This is a genomic window from Mesorhizobium amorphae, from assembly GCF_014843845.1.
Taxonomy (GTDB): Bacteria; Pseudomonadota; Alphaproteobacteria; order Rhizobiales; family Rhizobiaceae; genus Mesorhizobium; species Mesorhizobium amorphae_A.
Genome location: NZ_JHQS01000007.1, coordinates 285477 through 311607 on the forward strand (window position 1 = coordinate 285477; position 26131 = coordinate 311607).

Genomic DNA, 26131 nt, shown 5'->3' on the forward strand with positions numbered 1-26131 from the left:
CCCATACCAAGACGCAAGAATTTAGGTTACCTTTCTGGGACTGAGCTGTCGCGACTTATGGTCGGGTCGCATCATGTGGGAGACCTTTCTCCAATCTCAAAGCCGCTTCCATGCGTCGATCGCTATTTCAGAAGTATTTTCTAGTCTTGTTCGCGGCGGCCATTTTTCCAATGGCTGCCGGTGGCATCAGCAACACGTGGTTCAGCTATGTCGACCAGCGTGCGATCCTCAGTGCCCTGCTGCGGTCCGAGGCAACATCGGCGGCCGACAAAATTGAGAGCTTTCTTGACGGCATCAAGGTTCCGCTCGGCTCCGCGATCCCCCAGGGCGGGTCGACCAAGGCCAGCGTGAATCATCTTCGGCTCCTTGTCGTACGAGCGATGCACCAGGTCCCGGGAATTCTCAGCATCAGTCTTGTTGACGGTACCGGCGCGGAGCGGCTGCACATCTCTCGCATTGGCTCAAACAGGACGGAAGGCGGGGCGGATCGCTCAGGCGATCCCGCTGTTGTGGGCGCCAGGACGGCGAAGGTCTGGTACGGCCCAGTCATTTATCGCCAGGGTTCCGAACCATCCATAACCATGGCGATGGCCAATTACGACGGTACAGGCGTCGTCAACTCGGTCATCGCCGAAATCAGTCTGAAGCCTATCTGGCTCATCGTTTCCGAAATCGGCGTGGGCCGCAGCGGCCGGGCATTTGTCGTCGACCAGACCGGCCGCCTCATCGCTCACCCCTCGATCAGCAAAGTGATGCAGGGCGCCGACGAGAAAGCAGCGTTGGCCCTGCGCGGATTGCGGGATGCGATCGCCGCCGCGGGCGGCACTGCGATTGCAAGCCGCAACGCCGAGAATGAACGCGTTGTGACCGCTGACGCGCCGGTTACCGCGGCCGGCTGGACGGTATTTGTCGAGCAGTCGCAGGCAGAGGCTTTTGCACCCCTATACGCTTCATTGTGGCGGACCGGCGGGTTGTTGCTCCCCGCCACAGTCCTTGCGGCGGTACTCGCATATTGGCTTGCCAGACGGATGAGCGGGCCCATCCGATTGCTGGAAGAAGGCGCCCTCAAGATTGGTGCCGGACAGTTCGATTACCGTATCAACATCGCTACTGGAGACGAACTTGAGCGACTGGCTGCGCGGTTCAACCAAATGGCGCAGGAACTCGCCACATTGCGGGACCGAGCAGAGCGAATGACGCGGTTGAAGCGCTTTCTTGCACCACAGGTGGCTGAACTCGTGGAAGAGGCTGGCGACGAGAGAATGCTCGCCGGACAGCGCGCAGAAGTGGTCGCCGTTTTTTGCGACTTGCGTGGCTTTACCTCATTTTCGGCACACGCTGAGCCTGAGAACCTCATGCAGCTCTTGCGTGAGTACTATGAGGCGCTTGGCGTGATCATTACCCGATATGAGGTAACGCTGACTAGTTTTTCGGCGGATGGATTGATGATCCTCGTCAACGCCCCGGTTCCACGTGAAGAGCCGGCGCTTCATGCCGTAAAAATGGCTGTCGACATGCAGGATTCCACACAAGAGCTCATATCTGGGTGGCGGCAGCGTGGTTATGAGATTGGCTTCGGCATGGGGCTCGCTATGGGGTGGGCAACGGTGGGTCGAATTGGCTATGAGGCCCGCGCTGACTACACCGCAATTGGCAATGTCGTGAACTTGGCATCGAGGCTGTGTTCGTCCGCTGAAGATGGACAAATCCTTATCGATTATTCCGCGGCGCGCCATTTGCCTAGCAACATGCCGATCGTTGACCTCGGTACTCGCCAGTTCAAAGGCCTCGAAGGGCACGTTCGCGTCTACAATGTTGAAACGCAAGGGATCGAGCGGCCGAATTTAGATCCTGCTGCGTATGACGCCACGGCAAAGAGCTAGGCTCCTCTGACATCGACGTCCGCTAACGTTCTTCCCTGCACCACAAGCGGACCTACTGCTCCCGGCCAAAACGCGACGTCCGAGTAGTGGCTTGGCGATGTCCGTAGTCGGCGCAAGCCGGACCTTAGCGCTCAGTTGTGGTCTTTTTTGACAGGCGAGCGAACCGCAAAACTGCCCGCAGCAATCTGGGGGAACCTCCATCCTCCACCTTAGCACCGCGGTCATACCTGCGTCGGCATGATCGCTATGCGATGGACTTCCATCATTTGGCCGATGCCCCTGAGGTTCTCGTAGTTGCGCGACACCGGACGTGATTGGACGATGTCAGCGACGCCCGGCACCTCCATCACCGCTGCACTGATGCAAACTTCGTTCACGTCGGCTAGGCCTTGCACTCGTGCCGCGATATTCACGTCGTGTCCGAAATAGTCGATGCGGTCGTTTAGCGTCACTGCAATCGCCCGCCCCCTGTGGACACCAACCTTGAGGCCGAGTGGACGCGAAGCGGTCCGGTTGAATTGCGACAGTTCTTCGATCATCTCGATGGAGGCGCGGACGGCGTCCTGGGGGCGCTCGAAACCGGCCATGACCGCGTCGCCGATCGTCTTGACGATGGTGCCGGATCGTTCCCGAATGATTTTGTTCAGTATCTCGAAGTGCTGGCGAACAAGGAAATATGCGTTCACGTCGCCCGCGGCTTCATACAAGGGAGTCGACTGCTTTAGATCGGTGAAAAGAAAAGTCACGTCGGAGACTTGAAGGCTCTCGCCTTCGTCCACAAGCTGCGCCTTGTAGAGTTCACTGAAGCTCGGGGTGAGCAGCAACCGCTTGCCGGTGAGAAGCGGTTCATACTCGACCAGATGAGGCTCGAAACCGAAGGGATACTGGACGAACCAGAAGCGACCGCGATCATCGGTCCGGTTCTCGATCTGGATCGTGTGCTTACCTGGACTGAGATCGGCTGTCTGCCGAAACGAGAATCTTCCGTCACCGAGAATCATGTCTCTTGGTGCTGTGGGCCGGTCAGGCAGGAGGAAGCGGCCCGACTCGAGCTGGACCGTTGTCCGTTGCGGATCCGCCGGCTCCCCGTCTGCGAAGAAGACCAGAAGGAGTTTGTGGCTCAGATCCAGTACCTCGAAACGGCCTGCTGTGACGTCGAAGTCGAAGCTTCGGTCCTCGTGGGGCTCTATATCGGCGAAACCCCGCGAGAGCACGGCGACCAATTGCTGGTGCGTCATCCCATGCGGCGCGATGAAGCCCTTGGAAAAGTTGTAGCGGAGGTAAAAATCCTCGACAGACAGCACTTCGGGATGTCGGAACCTGATGTCCCGCACGCCGCTCGAGATCGTAAAGGTGACCTGAATGTAGTCGTCCAGCGCGACATCGTTGATCGCGTTGCAAAACGCGCACTGAAAGCGCGGATGGACCTGGTCAAGTTCGCGAAAGCTCCCGGCGACTTGTGGGCAATATGCGCAGATGAGGAGCCAGTCCATCTCGAACAGGCCCACCTTGGCGGCACGCACGAACAACTCTATTGCGTCCGCCTCGGAAAGGTCGACAGCGCTGCCGTATTGGATTGGGTTGACGCGAAAGAGATCATAATCATCGGCAGTGCGGATGAAGCGTTCGAGCTCCGGTAGAACGTTTGGTACCCAGTCTCTTGCCGATCTGAGTGCGCCGAGGCGCTCGCTCAGGACACTATCGTTCACCGGAGACAGGACACTCATCTCATGCACCCTACCTGACGGACTGACTACGCTATCGGCCCCCGGCCGAAATCCGCGGCGGACGGTACCATCGCCTCGTCCGGGTCGATGGCCCCCAGGCTCTCGACGATCTCGAAACGGCCGTTCTGCGCCTGGGCGATATACATGTTCATACGGACGTGGTGCTGGCCAGGAACCATTTCTGCGGGACCGCCCGGCCCTTCGACGATCCTTGCGTGATCGAGGGCTGCGATGACGTCCTCCTGGCGGAGCGAGTTGGCCTCGTTCACGGCCGCCGCCCAAAGCTTCATCCCTCTGTAGAGGCCCGAGCAAGCGCTGCCGCCCGTGAACTGCTCGTTGCCGCGATAGCGCTCGTCGTACGCGCGAAGCAGCGTCTTGCTGAAGGGATCGCTGACGTTCTGGTAGTAGTCGAGGCAGCCGTAGAGGCCTTCCACATGCGGCGGCGGCAGCAGGCCGAGCAGATTCTCGTCGAAATACGTGCAGATTAGCCGCCCGCCGCGGTTCTGGAAGCCAGCGTCATGGAGTTGCGCGAAAAATGGCACGACCCCAGGCGGAACGATGGTATTGAACACCACCTCCGCTCCGCTGGACATGATCCTCTCAACCGTTTCGCCGTATTCCATGTGATCGAGCGGATAGTATTCCTCGCCGACGATGCTGCCACCTTCGGCGTTGACGAGCTGGCGGACCCTCTCGTTCATCACGTGCGGCCAGATGTAGTCTGCGGACGGGAGGTAGAATGTCTTGGCCCCGGTCTTGCGCATCAGCCAGGGAATGAGCGGGTCGAGCTGCTGCGCCGGCACTGGGCCGGTGCAGAAAATCAGTGGGTCGCATTCCTGGCCTTCGTATTGCTCGGGGTAGATGTAAAGCGTCCTGCCCTTCACGACGGCTGGGCCTTTGATGGCCTGCCGCGTGGAGCTGTAGATGCCGCCGAAGATCACATCCACCTTGTCCTGCGCCACAAGCTTGGCCGCCTTGGCCTCCGCGACAGTGTCGGTCGTTGCGCCGTCCTCGAGATAGAGCTCGATCTTCCGCCCCAGCAGTCCGCCGTCGGTGTTGATCTCGTCAACCACCATCCTTGCCACGTTGGCGTTGGCGCGGCCCATGAACGAAAGTGCTCCTGTCTCTTCCGCGATCATGCCGACTTTGATGGACGCTTGCGCCATAGCAGATACCTCTCATCCGCCCACATCGAAACTCATGAGCCGGCTGTAGCCGACCACACCGGCAGCGAGGATGGCGGTCAAACGACGCTGCACTGCCTCCTCCGTCATTTCGGGTGACCCCCTCTGATGGGTAACGGCCCTGTCTGGAGTCGAACTCGCACACAATAGCAGGGTCGGAGTTTGGAGCAATCGAGGGCTGGACATGGTTCATGCTGCCTTCGTCCGCGCCAACGGAGTTACGATGCGTATCCGGAAAACCGCTTTGGGTTCAGCATTTGCCCGTGCTCAGGCCCTAAGGAAGTCGGCAGGGTCGAGACGCGACATGCGCGGACATGACATAATTGGCAAGGTCCGGTCCTGGCGCAAGCCGGACCTAGGGAGCGATGGCATAGTTGTGGTCTTGTTTGGCAGGCGAGCGAACCGCAAAACTGCCCGCAGCATGGCCGGCGCTAAAGCATTGATATTGCTGTTGTCCAAAACCTGGGGATTTTTGGAGCCACTCCCCAGCTTCGGAGAATGATGGACATTCGGAGAGCAGTTTGGGGGAGAACGGTGTTTCCGCTCTCCCCGGCTTTTGGCCGTACATCCGGCAAACGTTGGGCTTCAGGGAAGCCATGAGGGGACCGGAGAATTGTTCGGAATTTGAGGGTGGTAGCGGGAGAGGGACTTGAACCCCCGACCCCAGGATTATGATTCCCGTGCTCTAACCAACTGAGCTACCCCGCCAGGGCGGCGAAAGGCTCGAAATCCGCCTTAAATTGCAAGGCATGTCGAGGCGTTCACCAAGGTCGCGCGGATATAAGGTTGGGAGGGCAAGCCTGTCAAGCTTCGAAGCGGCCTGCGTGCCGGCATAATCTCGCCATCGAAAAGCTTTGCCGGGCAGGCAATCGAAAAGGGGTGCGGGGTTGAGTTCGACCCGGCACGTCGCTATGTCTCGGCCACGATTTTTAGAGTTCGAAAACAATGAAGCCGCGCATTGCAGTCCTTGGTTGCGGATACTGGGGCAGCAACCACATCCGCACCCTCAAGGCGCTTGGCGCCTTGCACGCGGTTTCGGACGACAACCGCGCCCGCGCGGAAGGCTTTGCCAGCGAGCAGGATTGCCTGGCGATCGAGCCGGAGCAGTTGTTCGTTCGCGACGACATCGACGCCATCGTCATGGCGCTGCCGCCGCAGTTCCACGCCGACATGGCGGTGCGCGCCGTCGAGGGCGGCAAGGACGTGCTGGTGGAGAAGCCGATCGCGCTGACGGTGGACGATGCCGAGCGCGCGGTGCAGGCGGCCAAGGACAATGGCCGCGTCTTCATGGTCGGCCATGTGCTGCGTTTCCACCCGGCTTTCGAGACGCTGAAGGCGCTGATCGACAAGGGCGAACTCGGTGAAGTCCGCTACATCCACTCGCATCGCCTCGGGCTCGGTAAGTTCCATACCGAGAACGACGCGCTGTGGGATCTGGCGCCGCATGATCTGTCGATGATCCTGGCGATCACCGGCACCGAGCCGATCGAGGTCAGGGGCGAGGGTGCCGCACTCCTCGACAATCTCAGCGACTTCGCGCATCTGCACATGCGCTTCCCCAACGGCCTGCGCGGCCATCTCTTCGCCTCGCGGCTCAATCCCTATCGCGAGCGGCGGCTGACCGTGGTCGGCACCAAGGCGATGGCGGTGTTCGACGATGTCGAGCCATGGGAGCGCAAGCTTGCCGTCTATCGGCACGCGGTGTGGCAGGACAGCGGCCAGTGGGCCTTCACCGCCAACGAGCCGTCCTATGTGGCGGTCGGCGAAGGCATGCCGCTGACCCGGGAACTGGCGCATTTCATCCAGTGCATCGAGACGCGGGCCGAACCGCGCACCAGCGGCGAGGAAGCGATCAGGGTGCTGCGCATCCTGACGGCGGGCACCATCACCCACAGCAAATCCAGTTCCTGAGAGACCGTTTGGAAACTCTACTCTGGCGGTCACCGGATGGCGTTTTCTGCACTTCCGGTGCCCACGGACCCAAATGTCCGCTGCGCTCCGGTTCTCGAAACCACCTCCGTATGACGCGCCAGAGCGAGTTTCGAAACAGTCTCTGAAAAGCCGCCCTTATTCGGCGGGGATATGTGCCGGGCGGGCGGCAAGCCGGCTCAGCATGGCCTCGGCCTCGGCGCCGCGCTCGGAGCGCTCGATGAAGCCGCCGCCGAACACGCGGGCCTCGTTGCCGTCGTCAGAATAGAGCACGCAGGCCTGGCCGGGCGCGATGCCGGACTCGCCGTCGACCAGCTCCACCGAGGTAACGCCGTCGCGGTGATGCAGCACGGCCGGGCGCGGCGGACGCGTTGAGCGGACCTTGGCGAACAGCTCGAGGCCGCTGGCGGGCACGTCGGACAGCGGCCCATCGCCCAGCCAGTTCATGTTGCGCAGATAGATCTTGTGCGTCTCCAGCGCCTCGCGCGGGCCGACGACGACGCGCGCCCGGTCGGCATCGAGATGCACGACATAGAGCGGCTCGCCCGAGGCGATGCCGATGCCGCGGCGCTGGCCGATCGTGTAGCGCAAGATGCCTTCATGGCGGCCGAGCACGCGGCCGTCGATATGGACGATGTCGCCAGGGTTGGCGGCAGCCGGCTTCAACTTGGCGATGATGTCGGAATATTTGCCTTGCGGCACGAAGCAGATGTCCTGGCTGTCCTGCTTGGCGGCGACCGTCAGCCCCATCTCCTCGGCAATGGTGCGAACCTCGGGCTTGGAAAGCCCGCCGAGCGGGAAGCGCAGATAGTCGATCTGCGCCTGCGTGGTGGCGAACAGGAAGTAGCTCTGGTCGCGGTCGGCGTCGACGGGCCTGTAGAGCGCGCGGTGCGCGCCGTTGGTGCCGGAGCGGATGTAGTGGCCGGTGGCCAGCGCGTCGGCGCCAAGCTCCTTGGCGGTCGCCAAAAGGTCGGCGAACTTCACCGTCTGATTGCAGGAAACGCAAGGGATCGGAGTCTCGCCGGCGACATACGAGTCGGCGAAGGGGTCGATGACCGCCTTGCGGAAGCGCTCCTCGTAGTCGAGCACGTAGTGGGGAATGCCGAGCGTCTCGGAGACGCGGCGGGCATCGTCGATATCCTGGCCGGCGCAGCAGGAACCGGCCCGGTGTGTCGCGGCGCCATGGTCGTAGAGCTGCAGTGTGACGCCGACGACGTCATAGCCTTCGCGTTTCAACAGGCCGGCAACGACCGATGAATCGACGCCGCCCGACATGGCGACAACGACACGGGTGGCTTCGGGACGTCCTGGAAGGTCGAGGCTGTTCATGGTTCTTTCGTTCTGCGTGGCGCCTGAATGCCAATGGCCGGAATATAGGTCAAGCACCTGCGCGGCGCCAGCATCTCGCGCCCAAGCGATTTTTGCCTGCGAATCCAGCGTCCGATGGCCGATACCTCAAATGCCGACGAAAAGACTAACGCGGCGTTCATGATCCTTACCTAGCTATTAGGGTTCGCTTAGGCAATTTTTAAAGCTGTGGCGGTACTGTGGCGGGGATTGGGTCTTTGAGTTTTTTGTAGAGAGTACGATGACCGATCTAGTTAGACCGCGAGTCAAATATGTTATCGGGCCTGACGGCAGCCCTCTCACGATTGCCGATCTGCCGCCGACGAACACACGGCGCTGGGTTATTCGGCGCAAGGCGGAAGTGGTGGCTGCGGTACGCGGCGGCCTTTTGAGTCTTGAAGAGGCATGTCAGCGCTACAAGCTCACCACCGAGGAATTCCTGTCCTGGCAGGCGTCGATCGATGAATACGGCCTTGCCGGGCTGCGCACGACGCGCATCCAGCAATACCGGCACTAGACAAGGCCGGGTCAAGGATAGAGGGCGCGGCAATGCCGCGCCCTTTTGTTGCTGGAACGATCCCTGTACCTCAGACCGTCAGCACCACCTTGCCGATCGGCCTGGTGGCGAGAAAGGCATGGGCGGCACCGGCTTCTTCCAGCGGTCCCGTGGTGTAGTCGATGACCTCATCGGCGCCGAGCGAGCGGACGAAGTCGAGCTTTTCCGGGCTGGCCGTGGCGATGACATAGGCGCCGCGCGCCTTGGCGATCTGCACCGCCAGATGACCGACACCGCCGGCCGCCGCGTGGATCAGCACACGCTGGCCCTGTTTCAGGCGGCCATGGCGAATGAGGCCCTGCCATGCCGTCAGGCCGGCCAGCGGCAGCGCAGCGGCTTGAACGTGGTCGATGCCTTCAGGCTTCGGCGCGATTTCGTCCACTGGCGCGACCGCCAGTTCGGCACAGGCGGCCGCTTGCCTGGGAAAGCGCGGCATGCCGAACACCGCGTCGCCGATCTTGAGGCCGGTCACGTCAGGGCCTAGTGCCTCGATGGTTCCCGAGATGTCCCAGCCGAGGATGAAGGGCGGTTCGCCAAGCAGCGGGTAATAGCCGGCACGAACGGCGCCATCGACGGGGTTGATGCCTGCCGCCTTGACGCGGACAAGCACCTCGCCGGCCTTTGGCGAGGGGTCGGGCCGATCGGCGATGACGAGGACGTCGGGTCCGCCGACGGAGTTCTGGATAATGGCACGCATGGAAATCTCCTGCTGGTTGGTGCGCCACTATCATTTGGATAGTAATATTCTCTTGTATAGTATATACATTTTCTATATATAGGTACCTCATGGATAGTGAAGATAACTCTTCGTTCGGTTACGACGCCTTCCGGCGGACGTGCCCATCGCACACCGTGCTCGAGACGCTGGCCAACAAATGGGTGTATCTGGTCGTTTGCGCCTTGCGCCGTGGCCGGCTGCGCAATGGCGAACTGGCGCGCAAGCTCGAAGGCGTCACGCCGAAGATGCTGACGCAGACGCTGCGCATCCTCGAACGCGACGGCATCGTGCGGCGCGAGATCTTTCCAGTCATTCCGCCGCGGGTCGAATACGAGCTGACCGAACTCGGCCAGAACCTGGCGGGACTGCTCAATCAGATACGGTCCTGGTCGGAGCAGCATGTGCCTGACATCAAGGATGCCCGCGCGCGGGCATCGATGGAATCTCAAGAGGATTCTGTGGCGCGGGGCTGAGGCCGGCATCAGCCTGGTCAGGTTCCGGCTGCGGCAGCGTCGACGGCGTTCCGGGTACGCCGATTGACCAGTTTTCAGCCGATCATGGCGCTGCGGCCACCCAGTTCAGCATCGCGGATCTTGGTGTCGCGCGATTCGAGCATCTCCGCCTTGGAAAGCTCCGCTTCAGCTTCGCCGAGTAATGATTCGGCGATGCTTCGCTGCTGGGCGAGGTCGCTTTGAGAATTTCTGAGGTTGTCGCGGCGCAAGCGTGCCGCCTTGGCGAAGGTCGGATAGGCAAAATGGTTGATGTCGGTGATGCCGGCCTTCTTCTCTTCAGCGGTGATCTGAAGCTCCAGTTCGACAGCCATGCGTTCGAACTCGGCGATCATCATGTCGAGCTGCAGCAGCTGCCGCCGCTTCTCATTCACCTGAAACTGCTTCAGCCGAACGAGGTTTTCACGTGACTTCATGATTCGGTACTCCCGGAAACGCACACCCGCACATATCGTCCAAACCGCCTGGAAAGGCCCAGGCGTCACCCGTTTCCCCCGGCTTTCCCCGAACTATGGGAAACAAACTCCTAAAGTTTTTTGCCGGCGGTAACCATTCGTTTACGGGCATTGTTAATCATACGGGCGAGGACTTAAGGCCGGGTAAAAATTCCGGTTTTCGGCGGAAAGCCAACCGGCGAGTCCCTGGAGTCACTTAGGCTGACTTATTAATGTGGTGCATTAGCGGTTTTGGTCTGTGATTCGTTATTAGATTCAAGAGGGTGTAGAAAGGGGTTAAAAAATCTGGTATCGTCCTCGGCACGAAATTAGGTTTTGTTAACCATTCGGTGGCACCTTCTGTTCAGGCAATCACTGCTCCGGTCCGGGACGGGTCGTGACATGGACCGGCAGCAGAAAAGGGGAATGAAATGCGTGTTCTGCTGATTGAAGATGACAGTGCAACCGCACAAAGCATCGAATTGATGCTGAAATCCGAAAGTTTTAATGTTTACACGACCGATCTCGGCGAAGAGGGCGTCGATCTCGGAAAGCTCTACGACTACGACATCATCCTTCTCGATCTCAATCTACCCGACATGTCGGGTTACGAAGTCTTGAGAACACTTCGCCTCTCCAAGGTGAAGACACCGATCCTGATCCTGTCCGGCATGGCCGGCATCGAGGACAAGGTGCGCGGCCTCGGCTTCGGTGCCGACGACTATATGACCAAGCCTTTCCACAAGGACGAGCTGGTGGCGCGCATCCATGCCATCGTGCGGCGCTCCAAGGGCCATGCCCAGTCTGTCATCACCACAGGCGACCTGGTGGTCAATCTCGACGCGAAGACCGTCGAAGTCGGCGGCCAGCGCGTTCACCTGACCGGCAAGGAATATCAGATGCTGGAGCTGCTCTCGCTGCGCAAGGGCACCACGCTGACCAAGGAAATGTTCCTCAACCACCTCTATGGCGGCATGGACGAACCGGAACTGAAGATCATCGACGTCTTCATCTGCAAGCTGCGCAAGAAGCTTGACGCCGCGTCCGGTGGCCAAAATTACATCGAGACGGTCTGGGGCCGCGGCTATGTGCTGCGCGAACCGGAAGACATTCGCGTCAGCGCCTGAGCAAAGACCTTCGTTTGATTTCCAACAAAAAACCCGGCTTCGGCCGGGTTTTTGCATGCTGGGCGTTGAAGTCGCCCGCTATCCGATGCTGGCGAATCAGGCGGCGATTTTCAGGGCACGGAAACGCTCGAGCAATTGCGGCCGGTTGAACGGCTTCAGCAGATAACCCTGAGCGCCGGCGCGCTTTGCCTTCATGATCGAGGCGACGTCGACCTCGACCAGCGAAACCAGGATCTGCGGCTTGACCACGCTCTCCATGGCGCGGATGCGGCGGATGAGGTCCACGGCCTGCACATCCGGCAAGGCGCCGTCGATGACGATGACGTCGGGCATGTCGGCGGCGCACATCTCGATCGCGTCGAGCCCCGTGGCCGCTTCGATCACGGTCAAATCGGAGCCGCCAAGGATGCGCTTTGCAACCTTCCGGATGACGCTCGAATCGTCGACGAACAGGCAGCGTTTCATTTCCGGGTCCTCTCAGCCATCTGGCGAACCGGCAATCTGCGGGCAACCACGAGGCATACTAGAGCAATCTGGTAAAGAAGCCGAAAAGCCGTTAGGTAAAGTTTTTGCAAAGATACGCCGCGCGAGTCTTTTTCGTCGCGAATGCCGCGAGACCAAGCCGGCAAAACTTGCTCTGCCTGAATTATCGCCGAATCAACAAATATTAGCAGAAATAAATACTTTGGCTGTTCTTGCCGACTGGGCGAAGGGTTCAGGCCGCCGACAGCACGATCTCCTCGGCGGTCGCGTGGATCGAGATCGTCATGTTGGCCTCCCGCGCCAGCAGCAGCGTGTAATATGGCTGCACCGAATGGGCGTCGATCGGCTCCTCGGGCTTGTGGCCGGAATGAAGCTCCAGGAATTTCGGCGGCACGCGCAGCATCGGGCCGGCGGCCGACAGCGCAAAACGCGGCTCGGTGTCGAGATTCTCCAGCGTGACCACAAGCTTGCCGCCGCGCGGGATGGCAGCGTTGGCGACGAGAAGGAGGTTGAGCAGCAGTTTGACCTTGTTCTTGGGCAGCAGCGCGCGGGGCCCGTTCCAGGAGAGTTCCGGCTTTTCGTTCTTGAGGAAGGCGATGGCGACTGCTTCGGCATCTCCGGTATCGATCATCATGCCGGCCGAGCCTGCTGCGCCGAAGGCGATGCGGGCAAATTGCAGGCGGGCCGAAGCGTTCCTGGCGCTCTGGCGGATCAGCTTCATGGCGTCTTCGTCGGCGCCGCCCTCGTCGAGCAGTTCGAGGCCGTTGTTGATCGCGCCGACCGGCGAGATGATGTCATGACAGACCCGGCTGCATAGAAGCGCTGCAAGATCCGGTGCTGAAAGGGTGAACAGTTCGGCCATGGGCGAAGTCCCTGATAAAATCCACGTACTCATGGCCGAGCGATCATTGTCGCGCCTGCCCACACGAATCACGCTCTCTCCCCAGGTCATCTGAATACACAGCGCCCGTGCGTGCGGCAACAAATCCAAAATTGTCGTTTAGCGAAAATGGTGCGTTCACGCAGGATTCCCGGCCTGCGCAGGCGGTTCGAAGCCGGTGTGTGAGGAACTTCAGCCTTCGAACTGCCATCTTCATGTGGAAGCTTAATGGTTGAAAAAGGATTACGGCATAGTTTGCCTGTGACAGTTACCCCTAGCGGCCGCCAAGAGCCGCATGGGTGCGAGGCGTCGGCGAAAGTGCTCCCTGACGGAGATTGGAAGCATGTTTTCCCGATTCTACGACCGGAGTTTTTTCCGAGTCATCTCAATGACGATTGCCCTGATGGGCGTTCTCGTCTTTTCGACCTCCGCGCTGCGGGCCCAGGAATACACCGCTCAGGAGATCGTCGATTCCGGCCATAAATTCTTCGGCGCTACGTCGGGCGGCCTTGCCACCGTCGTCGAGAAGATTTTCGCTTCCTATGGCCTGCCCAACGGCTATCTGCTTGGCGAAGAGGGCTCCGGTGCGCTGATCGGCGGCCTGACCTATGGCGAGGGAACGCTCTACACCAAGAATGCCGGCGACCATAAGATGTTCTGGCAAGGTCCGTCGCTCGGCTGGGATTTTGGCGGCGAAGGCTCGCGCGTGATGATGCTGGTCTACAATCTCGACGATGTGAACAGCCTCTATAACCGCTTCGGCGGCGTCGCCGGTTCCGCCTATGTGGTGGCGGGCGTCGGCTTCAACGTGCTGCAGAACAACAGGGTGCTGCTGGTGCCGATCCGCACCGGCGTCGGCGCCAGGCTTGGCGTCAATCTCGGCTATCTAAAGCTCACGCAGCGGCCGACCTGGAACCCGTTCTGAGCGGGCATACTGATATTCAGGTGAGGCCGGCCTGGCCTGAATCTCAACATGCGTTCCGCTCGCGATCGTGCCATCGGGGGATTTTGTGAGGTCGCAGGCTGAACGTGGCCTGCGGCACACTCTTGCCGCGGCGCTGGATTTCCGTCATGCGAAGATGGCAAAGTCGAGCTTTGGCGGTTGTTGCCATCATAGCGGATAGTCACCTTGATCCAGTCGATCCTGTTTTTCGTCCTCGGCTTTCTCTGCGCCGGCTTTCTGGCGCTGCTGGTCGCTCCGGCCATCTGGCGGCGGGCCGTTGCGCTGACGCGCAAGCGGTTCGAGGCGTCCATGCCGTTGACGCCGGTCGAAATCCAGGCCGACAAGGACCGGATCAGGGCCGAGTTCGCGATGTCGGCGCGCCGGCTGGAGATGAGCGTCAAGGCATTGCGGGAGAAGGCGGCCGAACAGCTGGTCGAGATCGGTCGCGGGCGCGAGGCCCTGAAGGGGCTGGCGGTCGAGCGGAAGGACAAGCAGCAGGCGCTTTCCGAACTGGAGGCCAGGACCCAAGAGCTTCATCAGCGCGAGGAGCAGTTGCAGCACCTTTCGGACAAGCTCGCGCAGAGCGAGCGCATGTTGGAGAAGCGGGCGCTCGAGCTCGAAAAGCTGGAGCATATGTATGACGACGCCAGCTTCTCCTCCAGCAACCGCCAGATCGAACTGGTGGCGCGCGAATCCGAATTGGAGAGCCTTGCCAACGACATCGCCGTGCTGCGCAGCCAGCGCAAGGAGGCGGACAGGCGCAATCAGGAAACCGCGGCCGAAAGCAAGGCCGCGCGGGAGGCCTTGAAGGTGGAGAAGAAGAGAACCGTCGAGCTCGACAAGAAGGTCGAGCGCCTGCTCGCCACGCTCGCCGATCGTGAGGAGAAGCTCGACCGCCGCGAGAAGGAAATGGCGCGGCTGCGCGAACGATCGAAGGGCGAGGCCGAGGCAAACGCTCCGGCGGCGCTGCTTGCGGGCGGAGGCGACAGCCTGACTGCCGTCAGGAGCGACGACATCGAAAAGGCGATCGCCAAGCTCGATGGCGACCGTGAGCGGCTGGAGGCGCGGCTGACGACGCTGGCCCGCGAGAACAAGCGGTTGAAGGCGGATCTCGGCGCGCTGGCTGCGTCCAGCCCTACGAATGGCAGCGCCGCATTGCGCGAGCAGATGAATGAACTGGCGGCGGAGGTCGTCCACCTGACGGCCAAGCTCGAAGGGCCCGATTCGCCGATCGCCAAGGCATTGGCGGCACCCTCGGATACCAGATCCGGCCACCGCAGTCTTGCAGACCGCGTGCGGGCGCTGCAGAAGGCGGATTCACCGACCTGAAAGTTGGGGGCCGCGCGCCGAGCGAGACCGGCACGACGCGCGTTGTCGATGACGGGTTTATGCGATCAGCAACGCGAAAAATGATGCAGGGCGATGGCTGAGGCGGCGGCGACGTTCAGGCTGTCGAAGCCTTGCGCCATATCGATCCGCACCGTTTTCAGGCGGGTGAGCAGGCTTTCGGGCAAGCCTTCGCCTTCGGTGCCGAGATAGAGCGCCAGCCTGTCCGGCCTCCTTGCATCACGAATGTCGGCATCGCCGCGAGGAGACAGCGCGACCTGGCTGAAGCCCAGCCGGTCGAGCATGGCGATGAAGCCGCTGGTATCGTCGAAGGAGGCGAAGGGAACCTTCAGCGCCGCGCCGACCGAGACGCGGATTGCCTTGCGGTACAGCGGATCGCAACAGGTCGCATCGAGCAGCACTGCATCGGCGCCAAAGGCGGCGGCGTTGCGGAAGATCGAACCCATATTGTCGTGATTGGCGATGCCGACCAGGACGACGACCAGCGCATTGGCAGGCAGGGCCTCCAGCAAGGCCTCGGCCGGCTGCGAGGCGCCCCTGCTGCCGATCGCCAATATGCCGCGGTGCATGTGAAATCCGGCGATCCGGTCGATGATCTCGCCGCTGGCGACATAGACCGGGAGGTCCGCCGGCGCCTTGCGCAAGGTCTCGTCGAGACCGGCCAGCCGGTTCTCGAGAACCAGAACCGATTCGGCGGCAAAGCGGCCGGCCGACAGCAGGATTTCGAGCACCACCTTGCCTTCGGCAGCGAAACGGCCGTGCCGGCCAACAAGGTCGCGCTCGCGTATGTCGAGATAGGCAGCGACACGCGGGTCTTGCGGATCATCAATGTGTATCAGGTCCATGCATTGCCTCGGCCTGCTCGCATCGATCCGAATGTGGATTTTCGGAAAGCGATGCGCGGATATGACATGGAGAGCGGCGTGCGCCCAGATGGACGCACGCCGCTCGAAAAGTCGTCAGCGAGATAAGGAACGATCGGACCTGCCGGTCAAGCTCCGGCGCGGCGCAGGCGATGGGCCATCTGCGACAAGTCGCCGTCGCCGAAAATGCCGTCCAGCATGCGAAGCAACTCGCGCGCGGCTTCGGACTTGCAGGCATAGTAGATCATCTGCCGGTCGCGGCGGGTCTCGACAAGATCGAGCGCCCGAAGCTTGGCCAGATGCTGCGACAGGGCGGATTGGCTCAACTGGATCTTGTCGGCGATGGCGCCGACCGACATTTCACCGTCCATCAGGTAGCTCATGATCAGCAACCGTTTCTCGTTGCCCATAAGCGTGAGGAACGTGGCTGCTGATTCGGCGTTGGCGAGTAGCTTGCTCGAGATCATCGATGCCCCATGTTTTTGAGCTCATCCTGACGCTATGGGGGCAATAGCGTCAGATTCCATAAATTCACGTGTGGATGCACGCTGCTGAATCAGCGTCATGTGCGAGGGTAGAACATTTCTTCCAAATCTCAAGACTTGCTTTTGATTCAAGGCAATTAACTATCGATCTTGTGAATAGCCGGCTGCGCGTCCGGCCTTGGCCATATCGACCAGGACCGGCCGCAAATCGCGGGCCGTCTTCAGCGGTTCGGGGAAGAAGACCCGGCATATAGTGTCGCCCGAGGCCAGGTCCATGCCGTCGGCGTCGAAGCCGGTGGCAATCCAGCCATCGCCATCGGCCTTGGCATAGTGATGCGCATAGATGGCGATTGCGTCGAGGCGATCGGCATTCATGTGGTCGAGAGCCGATTGTTCGCCGGCAGCCAGTTCGTCGACGACCGGCCCGGTGGTGACCAGGTCGCTACGATCGAGCAGATAGGCCTTGCCGAAGCCGCCATTGAGGCTGGCGCGCTCGGGCTCGAGCCGGAAGATCGAGAAGTCACCAAGCCCGGCATAGAGCCGTGCCTTCGGATTGCGGTTGAGATAGCGCCGCTCTGCGCGGGCATGCTCGTCCGATCCACGCTCGAGCCGTCGTGCCTTGCAGATCAGGGTGACACGCGGATGCGCCAGCGGATCGCCCTTGCCGGGCTCGCCGACAAGCAGCGAGCAGCGCGGGTCGGCGAGGACGGCGCCGGTATGCGCCGACAGCATCGACACCAGGATTAGCGGCGCGCCGTCAACATCGGTGGCGACGCCAACCCTGCTCGCCAATGGCGATCCGGTCGCGGGTTCGATAACGGCCAGCGCGCCGAAACGGGCGCCGCGGATCAGCGTCCTTGCCAGCCGGATCGCTTCGGCGTCGGTCTCGCGGATGACGTCCTTGTTCCGATCAACCAAAAGTGTTCACCGTCATAAGTCGATTTTCCTTCTCCACTTATCAACCGATCACGCCTGATTTGACAAGGGCTTCGACCTCGCCTTGCGCAAAACCGAAACGCCTCAGCACCATCACCGGCTGGAGATCGTGTTCGTCCGGCATGGTGGCAAGCGTTGACGGCGTTTGCGAGAAGCGCGGCGCCGGGGCAGGGCGATCGAGCCTGCCTGCCTTCACAAAAGCGCTGCGGGCACGATTGTGCGGATGGTTTTTGGCTTCCTGCAGCGATAGCACCGGCGCGACGCAGGCGTCGGTATCCGCAAACAGGGCGGCCCAGTCGTCGCGCGTCTTCCGCTTGACCCGAGCGGCGATGGTGGCACGCATCTCCGGCCATAACGACTTGTCGAACTGGCCGCGCACAAAGTGCTCGTCGAGTGGCAGCAGCCTGGCGAATTCGGCGAAGAAGCGGGGTTCAAGGCAGCCAACGGCGACATGGCGTCCGTCTGCCGTCTCGTAAGTGTCGTAGAAGGGCGCGCCGGAATCGAGCAGGTTTACGCCGCGTGCATCCCGCCAAAGGCCGGCCGCCATCAGGGCATGGACTGGCGCCGCCAGCATCGAGGCGCCCTCGACCATGGCCGCGTCGATGACCTGGCCCTTGCCGGAGCGCGAGCGCTGGAACAGCGCGGCCAGCACGCCGGCAATCAGCATCATGGCACCGCCGCCATAGTCGGCGACGAGGTTGAGCGGCGGCACCGGTTGCCGCCCTCGCTGCCGATGGCGTGCAGCACGCCGGAATAGGCAAGATAGGTGATGTCGTGGCCGGCGCGACCGGCGAACGGCCCATCCTGGCCGAAACCGGTCATGCGGCCGTAGATCAGCGCCGGGTTGCGTGCCAGCACCGGATCAGGCCCGAGGCCGAGCCGTTCCATGACGCCGGGACGAAACCCTTCGATCAGCATGTCGGCCTTTTCGACAAGGCTGAGCAACAGTCCTGCACCTTCGGGGCGCTTCAGGTCGATGCGCAGGATGGACCGGCCATGGCGGTCGAGGTCGTAGTCTTCCGGCCGCGCCATCAGAGGCTGGCCGGAGCCCGCCCGTTCGATGCGCAGCACCTCGGTGCCCATCTCGGACAGCATCAGTCCAGCCAGCGGTACCGGGCCGAGGCCGGCCATCTCGATCACGACCAGACCGCTGAGCGGGCCGCTCCTGGCCGGGACGGGAGTGCTCATGGCTGGCTATTTCGGCGCCATGCGGATGGCGCCGTCGAGACGGATGGTCTCGCCGTTCAGCATCTGGTTCTCGACGATATGGAGCGCGAGTGCTGCATATTCGGAAGGCTCGCCCAGACGAGACGGGAAGGGCACGGCGGCACCCAGCGAATCCTGCACCTCCTGCGGCATGCCGGCCATCATCGGCGTCCTGAAGATGCCGGGTGCAATCGTGCTGACGCGGATGCCGGAACGCGCGAGGTCGCGGGCCACGGGCAGCGTCATGCCGACGACGCCGCCCTTGGATGCGGAATAGGCCGCCTGGCCGATCTGACCGTCATAGGCCGCGACGGAAGCGGTGTTGACGATGACGCCGCGCTCGCCGCCTGCCAGCGGCTCGAGCTTCGCCGCCCGGTCGGCGAACAGACGGATCATGTTGAAGGTGCCGATCAGGTTGATCTCGATCACCTTGCGGTATTGCTCGAGCGGATGCGGACCATCCTTGCCGATCGTCTTCACGCCGATGGCGATGCCGGCGCAATTGACCAGGATGCGCGGTTCACCGAGCCGCTCCGCCACTTCGGCGAAGGCGGCCACTCCGCTCTCGCTGCTGCTGACGTCGCACTGGACGGCAATGCCGCCAATATCGGCCGCCACCATCTTCGCACGGTCGATGCCGACATCGAGGATGGCGACGCGCGCGCCCTTGGCGGCAAGTGCTCGGGCTGTCGCCTCGCCGAGGCCGGAGCCGCCGCCGGTGACGATCGCAATTTGGCCATTGGGGTTCATGCCGGCGTCCTCCACAGATTTTGGATGATGCTACGAAGCTCGCAGCGCAGGCGCAACCGGCAGGATAGCCTCAAGCCATGACCGGGACGGGATCGGAAACCCGCGCCACGTCCGCATGGCAGACCTCGCCCGACAGCCGGGCCACGGCGCCTGGTACGATCTCGTGCGACAAAAGCCGGTCGAGGTCGACCGGGCGCGGCATGGAGATCTGCCCGCGCGGGATCCTCTTGAAGCCGAGCGGGCCGTAATAGGGCTCGTCGCCAACCAGCATCACCGCCGGCATACCGGCCTTGGTGGCGGCCTCCAGTGCGATTGCCACCAGCCGGCGGCCGATGCCGAGATTCTTGAAGGCAGGCCGCACCGCGAGCGGCCCGAGCATCAGCGCGCGGCCGACGCCGGCCGCGATGCGCGTCATCCGCACCGAGGCGACGACAATATCGCCATCGACGGCGACGAAGGACAAAGCGCGCTCATGCCCTCCGGATTCGCGGATCTTGTAGGCAGCGAGCACGAAACGGCCCGGCCCGAAGGCTTCGTCGTTGATGGCTTCGATTTCGGGATCGTGCGCCGGGGTTTCCGGCAGGTATTTCACGTCGGCAAGGCTCATGGTCTTTGCGTTCCGGTAGAGGAGGAAAGGTTTGCTGCAAGCGGCAGCGTTCGCCAGTCAGCGCTTCATCAAGCGCGGGCGCCCTTTCGTCGTCGGTCAAACCGGATCGTGGCAAAGTCGAACATGCGGATTGTCCGCTAGCATCAAATTCCGGCCGCTGCAATCGGCCGTTTTCGTCCGCCGTTTCGGCCGAGTGACGGTCTGTTCAGCACATGACGACTTCGGCAGGGCAACCTTGCGCCTACATGCACCATTAACACGCAAGGAGTTTTGCATGGGATTGCTGATCGAAGGCAGGTGGCAGGACCGCTGGTATGATACGGCGGACAACGGCGGCAGGTTCGTGCGGGCGCTGGCGCAATGGCGCGACTGGATCACCGTTGACGGGTCGCCGGCGGAGGGGCGAAGGCGCGGCTTCAGGGCCGAGCCCGGACGCTACCACCTCTACGTCTCGCTTGCCTGCCCGTGGGCACACCGGACGCTGATCCTGCGCGTGCTGAAGAAGCTGGAAGGCATCATCTCCGTCTCGGTCGTGCATCATTTCATGGGTGCGGACGGCTGGACGTTCCTGGCCGAGGACGGCGCCACCGGCGATACGCTTTACGGTCTCGATTTCCTGCACCAGATCTATGCCAAGGCCGATCCTGCCTATTCCGGCCGGGTGACGGTGCCGGTGCTGTGGGACAAAAAGGAACAGACGATCGTCTCCAACGAGTCCTCCGAGATTATCCGCATGCTCAATTCGGCATTCGACGAATGGGGCGATGCGAGCCTCGACTTCTATCCCGAGGACCTGCGCGGCGAGATCGACCGCATCAATGCGCTGGTCTATCCCGCAATCAACAACGGCGTCTACCGGGCCGGCTTCGCCACCACGCAACGCGCCTATGAAGAGGCGTTCGGCGAATTGTTCGCCGCGCTCGATACGCTGGAGCAGCGGCTGTCAAAGCGGCGCTATCTCGCCGGCGACCGCATCACCGAGGCCGACTGGCGGCTGTTCACCACGCTGGTGCGCTTCGACCCGGTCTATGTCGGCCATTTCAAGTGCAATCTGCGCCGCATCGCCGACTATCCGAACCTGTCGAACTATCTGCGCGATCTCTACCAGGTGCCCGGCGTCGCCGGCACGGTCAACCTGCACCACATCAAGGCGCACTATTACGGCAGCCACCGGACGATCAACCCGACCGGGATCGTGCCGGTCGGGCCGGAGCTGGATTATGCCGCGCCGCACGATCGCGGGCGGTTCGGGAAGGCTGCATGATCTACCAGTAGGGCGAGGGCTTCTCGCCGTGAAAAACCTCGGCGATCCGGCGCAGCGTCGCCGGGGTGGTTGCTTCCGGCAAGTTATCGAGCGGGAAGAAGGCGGCTTCGGCGATCTCGTGGTCCGGCAGCTTCGGCGCCGTCTGGCTAAAGCCTTCGATCAGATAGAGGCCGACATGGTCGCGCTTGCTGGACCGGCTGTTGAAATGCATCGACCTCAGCACCGGCGGAGCGATCAGCGCGATGTTGCCCTCCTCGGCAAGCTCGCGCGCCAACGCCTCGACCAGTGTCTCGCCGGTTTCGACGCCGCCGCCCGGCAGTTGCCAGCCCGGAACATAGGTGTGGCGGATCAGAAAGACGCTGTCGGAACCGCGGTCGTGAATGAGGCCGCGCACGCCGAGCGTCATCGGCCGCCGCAGCAGGAAATATAGATGGAACAGCCTTGATCTCAGGCCCGGCCAGCCGGTCTGGCGCAAGGCCAATTCCGGGTCTGACGTTGTCGTCATCCGTGAAACCATGAGTGGTAAGCGGGGGCCGCGTCGCTTATGAATGAGGGATGTTCAGGCTCGCGCATATTTCCGATATCCATCTGGGACCGCTCCCCGGTGTAACCTATCGCGAACTCGCCTCCAAGCGCGTGGTCGGCTACGTCAACTGGCAACGCAACCGCCGCCGCCATATGCACGACGCGGTCATCGACACGCTGCTTGCCGATATGAAGGCCAGCGCCCCCGATCACCTCGCGGTGACGGGGGATCTGGTCAATCTGGCGCTCGACGGCGAGATCGAAATGGCCAGGCACTGGCTGGAGACGCTGGGTTCGCCGCATGACGTGTCGGTCGTTCCGGGCAACCATGACGCCTATGTGCCGGGCGCTTTCGACAAGTCCTGCCGTTCCTGGGCGGCGTGGATGACCGGCGACGACGTCAACACACCGGTCGACCGCCATTCTTTTCCCTATTTGCGGGTACGCGACAACATCGCGCTGATCGGCGTTTCGACGGCGCGCGCCACCGCCCCATTCATGGCCAATGGCTTCTTCAGGGAGGGCCAAGCGCAGAGGCTCGGCCGAATGCTCGACGCGACGGCCGAGCGCGGCCTGTTCCGGGTCATCATGATCCACCATCCGCCGGTGCGCGGCGCCGTTTCGCAGTACAAGCGGCTGTTCGGCATTGCGCTCTTCCAGAAGATCGTTCGCCGGCATGGGGCCGAACTTATCCTGCACGGCCATTCGCACGATCCGAGCCTGTTCTTCATCGGTGGCCGTGGCGCCAAGATCCCGGCCGTCGGTGTCGCAGCCGCCGGACAGGGGCTTGGCGGCAGGCACCCGGCCGCGCAGTACAATCTGATCGATGTCGACGGCGACAAGGGCAACTGGCGGATCCGCTTGACGCGACGCGGCCTGACCGGGCCAGCTCTTCCGCCTTCGGAGCTGCAGGTGCTGGAACTTGGCGCCGATGCGGAAGCATCGCGCCAGCTGGTCAGAAGCTGATCTTCATCGCCACAAGGCGGTCCCAGAACAGCACGATCGACACAGCCAGCCCAACCAAAGCGCCGGCAAGGATCAGGCCGAGGCCGGACAGGAAGGCCGACCCGGCCTTGCCGCGCTGAGCAGCCCGCAATGGCGGCTCGGCTTCGGCCACCGCGACACGCGTCATGCCAGAGGCGGCGTGCTCGACCCCGCCCTCCATCATCCTTTGACGTTCGACGACACGCTCGGCAACATAGCGCGTCACCTGGTCGGCGACGATTTTCATGTCGGTCGATTCGGCGAGAACCACGCGGCCGATGCGGGTATCCCTGAGAAACCGGTAGGTGCGGCGATCCCGCCCCATGGCGACATGGCTGACCGCATCGATCCACAGACGCGGCTGCAGGCCGGACGATACCGCGAAGTCGAAATTGTCCATATCGGCGGGCACATCGGCAAAGACGGGAGCGAGCTCGGCGGCAAGCAATTCGAGCCGCATGCGGTGCGCTTCGCGCAAGTCGACGACCACATCGTCGCGGTCGGCAAAGGCGTTCTTCACGTCGCGAATGGCGTCGGACAGGTTTCGCGACGGATCGATCGGGGTGATTTTCTCGCCTGTGTCCTTCATCGGCGTTGCTTCGCGGTTGGTTAACAGCGAGTTAACATAGTCGTCGGCAAAATGCACCCGCGAGATGATGACTGCGGATCAGCTCGCCGCCGCGTCAAGACTCGGCTGAAGGCGTCTGCTGCCGCGGCGGTTCATGTTGCGACGCACCGCCGTGGCGACAAGGTCAGGCGCTTCCTCGGCCAGCATGTGGCCGGCCCCCAGAACATGGTGCAGATGAAAATGCACGGGCATATCGTCGGCCTGGCAAACCGGCAGCACGGCATCGTCCGTTCCCCAGACCACCATCACCGGCATTTTCAGCGTTTCGAGCTGTTCGCGCGGGATGGCACCCTGCCGGTCATCCCTGGTCATGGACGCGGCAAACTCGACAAGCTTTTGCAACTGACCCGGGCGTCGACGCATCTCGTCAAGCACATCCACGACGTGCTCCGGGGGTTGGCTCAGCGGCCCGGACATGGCGGCGAGACAGGTACGGATCTCACTTTTGCCGGTGGCGGCCGCATAGCGGCGCAAAAGAGGGCCGTTGATTTCCGGGCCAAAGCCGCCCGGTGCCAAAAGTGTCAGTGAGGCAACCCTTTCGGGCTCGGCCAATGCCATCAGCACAGCCACCGCGCCGCCCATCGAATGGCCGACCAGGTGCACCCTTTTCATGCCACGCGCGGCAAGGTCCGTCAGAGCGGCCCGAGCGGCCGTCCTGGCCGAACCACTGCCAGGGAAATCGAGAGAAAGCCCATGCCCGGGAAGGTCGTAGGCCAGCGTCCGCATGTCGGGCAAAAGCATCGACGTCACGTCGCGCCAGACCTCATGGCAGCCACCGAAGCCGTGCAGGAAGGCGACAGTCTTCGGACCGATACCGCGTTCGGCAGCGTGGAGGGATGAACTCATGAAAATTGATGATTGTTGCTGAACCGGACGGATAGCGAATTCCAGATTGTGGCTGGATTGCTCCCAGACCAGATCGATGGCCAGTAAAATTTTCGCGATCCAGCGCGCGCTTGGCGCACGTCAGCTGGCGTTGCCGAGCCCTGCCGCGCGCAACGCCCCGACCAGCCGGTCGGTCAGATCGGTGGGGTATTTCCTGTCGACGAAGGTCGAGCGCGGATTGGCGGCGAACTTCGGAAATTTGGCGACCAGCTCGTTGGTCAGCTGGCTCGCCAGCTGATCGCGGCCGGCTATCTTGGCGCCGATCAGGCGCGCCGCCAGATAGTGCGATTTGGTTGCCGTCGTGCGCAACGACTCGCTGGCGATGGCGGCCCTATTCGTGTCGCCCAGCATGAATGCGCCGACAAAAAGCCCGTAGTCCCACCAAGTCGGGTGGCCGCTGAAGGTTTCGACGGCGTGGGCCAGGATCGGGGTTCCTTCGCTGTATTTGCCGGCGAAAATCAGTCCATAGCCGTAAGCCGCCGCCATGCCGAGGTCGTAAGGGTTGAGCTCATGGGCCTTGCGCATCCAGCGGATTGATTCATCCATATTGCCGAGGCGCGAATTGAGATAGCCATAAGCGCGATGTGCGTAGGGGCTGGTCGGCCCCATCTGAACAGCGCGATGGGCAAACGACATCGCCTGTTCGATCGTCGCGCCGGGCGGATAGGAATAGTGATCGGTGACAGCCTCGAGATGCAGGGAGGCGAGTTCCGAATAGACCAGCGATGATTTCGCGCCCTGGCTGGCGAGATTTTCCAGGCAGCGATAGGCAGCTTCGTGAGTCTTGGCGCTCTGGTCGAGATAGTAGCTGTCATTGAGCACAAGACACCCCATCAGGCCGGTCTCGATGCCGCTCTGTTCAATGTAGGTGTAGATCGGTCCGTAGGCAGGGATGGTCGAGGTCAGTATGTTGGCGATACTGTCTTCGATCGCGCCCGGCGCGCTGTCGACGGCCGACAGGTTGCGTGACAACAGCACCCGGCCGGTCGCGACATTCTGCAGTTCGAGCGTCACGTCGCTCGCCGCGGGTCCCGGCAGGATATCGAATACGAAGCTGGTGGCGTCGCCGGCCGGATCGCGGGTGCCGTCGGCATCACGTCCGATGAAGTCTATCGTGTCGAACCCGGCGAGGCCGGCGCGCAGCGAAGCAGCCACACGGGCAGCCTCCGGGCCATTGGCCTTCACGGCGATGTAGACCAGCGGCAAGGTTTCCACCGGAGGTGACGCTACGCTGCTCGTCGCCACCGCGGTCTCTACGGCCGAGGCTGAACCACTGCTGCCGAGCAGGACATCGCTGCCCTGGCGAAGGATCAGCACCCCGAGCATGGCGATGACCACGACAATCGCGCCCCAGAAGAACTTCAGGTGCCGGGTGAGCGACGGCCCAGGTTCGGGCGCGGCAGCGGGCGACATCAGCGGGGCGGCGTGGACGATGTCGAGGTCGGGCAGTTCCGTGGGGGCGATCGTCGGCGCAGTGCCTTCCGCCGGCTCCAACTCGGCCGGCAGGCGAATTGCATTCAGTTCATAGGAAGGAACGTAGCCGCCGCGCGGAATGGCGATGCGCACCGGCTCGCCAACGCCTTCATTGGCGAAGTAGTTCTGCAGAAGCTCGCGCAGCCTGCCAGCCTGAACCCGAACGACGGCATCGGTAGACGGATCGAAATCGCCGTCCTTGCCGAAGACGTCCATGGCGATGGAAAAGCCCTTGAGCCGGTCAGCCTCGCCGGCCTGTTCGCGTTCGACCAGATAGCGCAGCAGTTTTCGCGCACGCTCGGACCGTCCGAACGTTTCGCTGGCTAGCAGTCGCTCCAATGTCTCGCGCACTGCGGGGGCGGCAGGCGTGGCATGCTGCAAGTGTCGATCCTCTCGAAGTCGGCACAGGTTGAGGCGCGATCATATAGCGCTGGCACTGCCGCACAAGCATGGTTGTA

The 26131-nt window shown here is 62.2% G+C and carries 25 protein-coding genes, 1 tRNA gene and 1 pseudogene; 9 read left to right on the forward strand and 18 right to left on the reverse strand.

Going from position 1 to position 26131, the window contains the following annotated elements; translation table 11 throughout:
- Positions 1 to 110 precede the first annotated feature (110 nt).
- Positions 111 to 1883: an adenylate/guanylate cyclase domain-containing protein gene (locus tag DH08_RS03900; RefSeq protein WP_192177982.1), complete on the forward strand. Its 1773-nt coding sequence runs from the start codon at positions 111 to 113 to the stop codon at positions 1881 to 1883.
- A gap of 221 nt (positions 1884 to 2104) precedes the next feature.
- Here DH08_RS03900 and DH08_RS03905 read toward each other — a convergent pair whose 3' ends face one another.
- From DH08_RS03905 to DH08_RS03915, 3 genes are all read right to left on the reverse strand, one after another.
- On the reverse strand, positions 2105 to 3610 hold the full coding sequence (locus tag DH08_RS03905) for an adenylate/guanylate cyclase domain-containing protein (RefSeq protein ID WP_192177983.1): 1506 nt from the start codon (positions 3608 to 3610) through the stop codon (positions 2105 to 2107).
- A gap of 26 nt (positions 3611 to 3636) precedes the next feature.
- Positions 3637 to 4776 (reverse strand): substrate-binding protein, encoded by a 1140-nt coding sequence (locus DH08_RS03910; protein WP_192177984.1) that lies wholly within the window; start codon positions 4774 to 4776, stop codon positions 3637 to 3639.
- A 649-nt stretch (positions 4777 to 5425) separates the two neighbouring features.
- Positions 5426 to 5502, reverse strand: a tRNA-Met gene (locus tag DH08_RS03915).
- A gap of 237 nt (positions 5503 to 5739) precedes the next feature.
- On the opposite strand from DH08_RS03915, the gene DH08_RS03920 reads away from it, so the two are divergent.
- Positions 5740 to 6705, forward strand: a complete 966-nt coding sequence (locus DH08_RS03920; protein WP_192177985.1) for a Gfo/Idh/MocA family protein — start codon at positions 5740 to 5742, stop codon at positions 6703 to 6705.
- Between the two features lie 156 nt (positions 6706 to 6861).
- Here the strand turns inward: DH08_RS03920 and mnmA are convergent, their stop codons facing one another.
- Complete coding sequence (mnmA, locus tag DH08_RS03925; RefSeq protein ID WP_192177986.1) at positions 6862 to 8052, reverse strand: tRNA 2-thiouridine(34) synthase MnmA; 1191 nt, start codon at positions 8050 to 8052, stop codon at positions 6862 to 6864.
- A gap of 259 nt (positions 8053 to 8311) precedes the next feature.
- On the opposite strand from mnmA, the gene sciP reads away from it, so the two are divergent.
- On the forward strand, positions 8312 to 8587 hold the full coding sequence (gene sciP / locus DH08_RS03930; protein ID WP_006203587.1) for a CtrA inhibitor SciP: 276 nt from the start codon (positions 8312 to 8314) through the stop codon (positions 8585 to 8587).
- A gap of 70 nt (positions 8588 to 8657) precedes the next feature.
- Here sciP and DH08_RS03935 read toward each other — a convergent pair whose 3' ends face one another.
- The gene (locus DH08_RS03935) at positions 8658 to 9323 is read right to left on the reverse strand and encodes an NADP-dependent oxidoreductase (protein WP_192177987.1); all 666 of its coding nucleotides are present in this window, start codon (positions 9321 to 9323) and stop codon (positions 8658 to 8660) included.
- An 89-nt stretch (positions 9324 to 9412) separates the two neighbouring features.
- Here DH08_RS03935 and DH08_RS03940 point away from each other — a divergent pair, with 89 nt between their 5' ends.
- Entirely contained in the window at positions 9413 to 9817 is a 405-nt protein-coding gene (locus DH08_RS03940; protein WP_192177988.1) for a winged helix-turn-helix transcriptional regulator, read from the forward strand.
- 74 nt (positions 9818 to 9891) lie between these two features.
- Here the strand turns inward: DH08_RS03940 and DH08_RS03945 are convergent, their stop codons facing one another.
- Positions 9892 to 10269, reverse strand: a complete 378-nt coding sequence (locus DH08_RS03945; RefSeq protein WP_120014776.1) for a flagellar export protein FliJ — start codon at positions 10267 to 10269, stop codon at positions 9892 to 9894.
- Between the two features lie 449 nt (positions 10270 to 10718).
- Between DH08_RS03945 and ctrA the strand changes: the two genes are divergently transcribed.
- Positions 10719 to 11414, forward strand: coding sequence for a response regulator transcription factor CtrA (ctrA, locus tag DH08_RS03950; RefSeq protein WP_006203583.1), 696 nt, complete (start codon positions 10719 to 10721; stop codon positions 11412 to 11414).
- A gap of 96 nt (positions 11415 to 11510) precedes the next feature.
- Here ctrA and DH08_RS03955 read toward each other — a convergent pair whose 3' ends face one another.
- A complete protein-coding gene (locus DH08_RS03955) occupies positions 11511 to 11879 on the reverse strand; it encodes a response regulator (RefSeq protein ID WP_006203582.1) in 369 nt (122 codons plus the stop codon).
- Between the two features lie 250 nt (positions 11880 to 12129).
- Positions 12130 to 12759: a histidine phosphotransferase ChpT gene (gene chpT, locus DH08_RS03960; RefSeq protein WP_120014775.1), complete on the reverse strand. Its 630-nt coding sequence runs from the start codon at positions 12757 to 12759 to the stop codon at positions 12130 to 12132.
- A gap of 361 nt (positions 12760 to 13120) precedes the next feature.
- On the opposite strand from chpT, the gene DH08_RS03965 reads away from it, so the two are divergent.
- Both DH08_RS03965 and DH08_RS03970 read left to right on the forward strand, forming a co-directional pair.
- A complete protein-coding gene (locus tag DH08_RS03965) occupies positions 13121 to 13702 on the forward strand; it encodes a DUF1134 domain-containing protein (RefSeq protein WP_192177989.1) in 582 nt (193 codons plus the stop codon).
- 204 nt (positions 13703 to 13906) lie between these two features.
- On the forward strand, positions 13907 to 15049 hold the full coding sequence (locus DH08_RS03970) for a coiled-coil domain-containing protein (RefSeq protein ID WP_192177990.1): 1143 nt from the start codon (positions 13907 to 13909) through the stop codon (positions 15047 to 15049).
- A gap of 65 nt (positions 15050 to 15114) precedes the next feature.
- Here the strand turns inward: DH08_RS03970 and DH08_RS03975 are convergent, their stop codons facing one another.
- The 6 genes and pseudogenes from DH08_RS03975 to DH08_RS04000 all read right to left on the reverse strand — a co-directional run bounded on the left by DH08_RS03975 (position 15115) and on the right by DH08_RS04000 (position 19914).
- Positions 15115 to 15912 (reverse strand): TrmH family RNA methyltransferase, encoded by a 798-nt coding sequence (locus DH08_RS03975; RefSeq protein WP_192177991.1) that lies wholly within the window; start codon positions 15910 to 15912, stop codon positions 15115 to 15117.
- A gap of 146 nt (positions 15913 to 16058) precedes the next feature.
- A complete protein-coding gene (locus DH08_RS03980; protein ID WP_192177992.1) occupies positions 16059 to 16397 on the reverse strand; it encodes an ArsR/SmtB family transcription factor in 339 nt (112 codons plus the stop codon).
- A 159-nt stretch (positions 16398 to 16556) separates the two neighbouring features.
- Positions 16557 to 17333, reverse strand: a complete 777-nt coding sequence (locus tag DH08_RS03985; protein WP_192177993.1) for a HugZ family pyridoxamine 5'-phosphate oxidase — start codon at positions 17331 to 17333, stop codon at positions 16557 to 16559.
- 40 nt (positions 17334 to 17373) lie between these two features.
- A pseudogene (locus DH08_RS37300) lies at positions 17374 to 18539 on the reverse strand (CaiB/BaiF CoA transferase family protein).
- 6 nt (positions 18540 to 18545) lie between these two features.
- Complete coding sequence (locus tag DH08_RS03995; protein ID WP_192177994.1) at positions 18546 to 19307, reverse strand: 3-hydroxyacyl-CoA dehydrogenase; 762 nt, start codon at positions 19305 to 19307, stop codon at positions 18546 to 18548.
- Between the two features lie 70 nt (positions 19308 to 19377).
- Positions 19378 to 19914 carry a GNAT family N-acetyltransferase gene (locus DH08_RS04000; RefSeq protein ID WP_192177995.1) on the reverse strand — a complete coding sequence of 179 codons (537 nt, stop codon included), beginning with the start codon at positions 19912 to 19914 and terminating at the stop codon, positions 19378 to 19380.
- Positions 19915 to 20188: 274 nt separating this feature from the next.
- Here DH08_RS04000 and DH08_RS04005 point away from each other — a divergent pair, with 274 nt between their 5' ends.
- Complete coding sequence (locus tag DH08_RS04005; protein WP_192177996.1) at positions 20189 to 21178, forward strand: glutathione S-transferase family protein; 990 nt, start codon at positions 20189 to 20191, stop codon at positions 21176 to 21178.
- Position 21179: 1 nt separating this feature from the next.
- On the opposite strand, the gene DH08_RS04010 is transcribed toward DH08_RS04005, so the two are convergent.
- Complete coding sequence (locus DH08_RS04010) at positions 21180 to 21683, reverse strand: NUDIX domain-containing protein (RefSeq protein ID WP_192177997.1); 504 nt, start codon at positions 21681 to 21683, stop codon at positions 21180 to 21182.
- 50 nt (positions 21684 to 21733) lie between these two features.
- On the opposite strand from DH08_RS04010, the gene DH08_RS04015 reads away from it, so the two are divergent.
- Positions 21734 to 22669 carry a metallophosphoesterase family protein gene (locus DH08_RS04015; RefSeq protein WP_192177998.1) on the forward strand — a complete coding sequence of 312 codons (936 nt, stop codon included), beginning with the start codon at positions 21734 to 21736 and terminating at the stop codon, positions 22667 to 22669.
- Here DH08_RS04015 and DH08_RS04020 read toward each other — a convergent pair.
- From DH08_RS04020 to DH08_RS04030, 3 genes are all read right to left on the reverse strand, one after another.
- A complete protein-coding gene (locus DH08_RS04020; protein ID WP_192177999.1) occupies positions 22659 to 23276 on the reverse strand; it encodes a hypothetical protein in 618 nt (205 codons plus the stop codon). The two genes, DH08_RS04015 and DH08_RS04020, sit on opposite strands and share 11 nt — an antisense overlap.
- A gap of 78 nt (positions 23277 to 23354) precedes the next feature.
- Positions 23355 to 24161 (reverse strand): alpha/beta fold hydrolase, encoded by an 807-nt coding sequence (locus DH08_RS04025; RefSeq protein WP_192178000.1) that lies wholly within the window; start codon positions 24159 to 24161, stop codon positions 23355 to 23357.
- 120 nt (positions 24162 to 24281) lie between these two features.
- The gene (locus DH08_RS04030; protein ID WP_192178001.1) at positions 24282 to 26054 is read right to left on the reverse strand and encodes a tetratricopeptide repeat protein; all 1773 of its coding nucleotides are present in this window, start codon (positions 26052 to 26054) and stop codon (positions 24282 to 24284) included.
- Between the last annotated feature and the right edge of the window lie 77 nt (positions 26055 to 26131).

Bases quoted from the DNA above. Each gene is read 5' to 3' on its own strand.
- DH08_RS03900 (WP_192177982.1), top strand. From the start codon at position 111: ATGCGTCGATCGCTATTTCAGAAGTATTTTCTAGTCTTGTTCGCGGCG.
- DH08_RS03905 (WP_192177983.1), bottom strand. From the start codon at position 3,610: ATGAGTGTCCTGTCTCCGGTGAACGATAGTGTCCTGAGCGAGCGCCTC.
- DH08_RS03910 (WP_192177984.1), bottom strand. From the start codon at position 4,776: ATGGCGCAAGCGTCCATCAAAGTCGGCATGATCGCGGAAGAGACAGGA.
- DH08_RS03920 (WP_192177985.1), top strand. From the start codon at position 5,740: ATGAAGCCGCGCATTGCAGTCCTTGGTTGCGGATACTGGGGCAGCAAC.
- mnmA (WP_192177986.1), bottom strand. From the start codon at position 8,052: ATGAACAGCCTCGACCTTCCAGGACGTCCCGAAGCCACCCGTGTCGTT.
- sciP (WP_006203587.1), top strand. From the start codon at position 8,312: ATGACCGATCTAGTTAGACCGCGAGTCAAATATGTTATCGGGCCTGAC.
- DH08_RS03935 (WP_192177987.1), bottom strand. From the start codon at position 9,323: ATGCGTGCCATTATCCAGAACTCCGTCGGCGGACCCGACGTCCTCGTC.
- DH08_RS03940 (WP_192177988.1), top strand. From the start codon at position 9,413: ATGGATAGTGAAGATAACTCTTCGTTCGGTTACGACGCCTTCCGGCGG.
- DH08_RS03945 (WP_120014776.1), bottom strand. From the start codon at position 10,269: ATGAAGTCACGTGAAAACCTCGTTCGGCTGAAGCAGTTTCAGGTGAAT.
- ctrA (WP_006203583.1), top strand. From the start codon at position 10,719: ATGCGTGTTCTGCTGATTGAAGATGACAGTGCAACCGCACAAAGCATC.
- DH08_RS03955 (WP_006203582.1), bottom strand. From the start codon at position 11,879: ATGAAACGCTGCCTGTTCGTCGACGATTCGAGCGTCATCCGGAAGGTT.
- chpT (WP_120014775.1), bottom strand. From the start codon at position 12,759: ATGGCCGAACTGTTCACCCTTTCAGCACCGGATCTTGCAGCGCTTCTA.
- DH08_RS03965 (WP_192177989.1), top strand. From the start codon at position 13,121: ATGTTTTCCCGATTCTACGACCGGAGTTTTTTCCGAGTCATCTCAATG.
- DH08_RS03975 (WP_192177991.1), bottom strand. From the start codon at position 15,912: ATGGACCTGATACACATTGATGATCCGCAAGACCCGCGTGTCGCTGCC.
- DH08_RS03980 (WP_192177992.1), bottom strand. From the start codon at position 16,397: ATGATCTCGAGCAAGCTACTCGCCAACGCCGAATCAGCAGCCACGTTC.
- DH08_RS03995 (WP_192177994.1), bottom strand. From the start codon at position 19,307: ATGAACCCCAATGGCCAAATTGCGATCGTCACCGGCGGCGGCTCCGGC.
- DH08_RS04000 (WP_192177995.1), bottom strand. From the start codon at position 19,914: ATGAGCCTTGCCGACGTGAAATACCTGCCGGAAACCCCGGCGCACGAT.
- DH08_RS04005 (WP_192177996.1), top strand. From the start codon at position 20,189: ATGGGATTGCTGATCGAAGGCAGGTGGCAGGACCGCTGGTATGATACG.
- DH08_RS04010 (WP_192177997.1), bottom strand. From the start codon at position 21,683: ATGACGACAACGTCAGACCCGGAATTGGCCTTGCGCCAGACCGGCTGG.
- DH08_RS04015 (WP_192177998.1), top strand. From the start codon at position 21,734: ATGTTCAGGCTCGCGCATATTTCCGATATCCATCTGGGACCGCTCCCC.
- DH08_RS04020 (WP_192177999.1), bottom strand. From the start codon at position 23,276: ATGAAGGACACAGGCGAGAAAATCACCCCGATCGATCCGTCGCGAAAC.
- DH08_RS04025 (WP_192178000.1), bottom strand. From the start codon at position 24,161: ATGAGTTCATCCCTCCACGCTGCCGAACGCGGTATCGGTCCGAAGACT.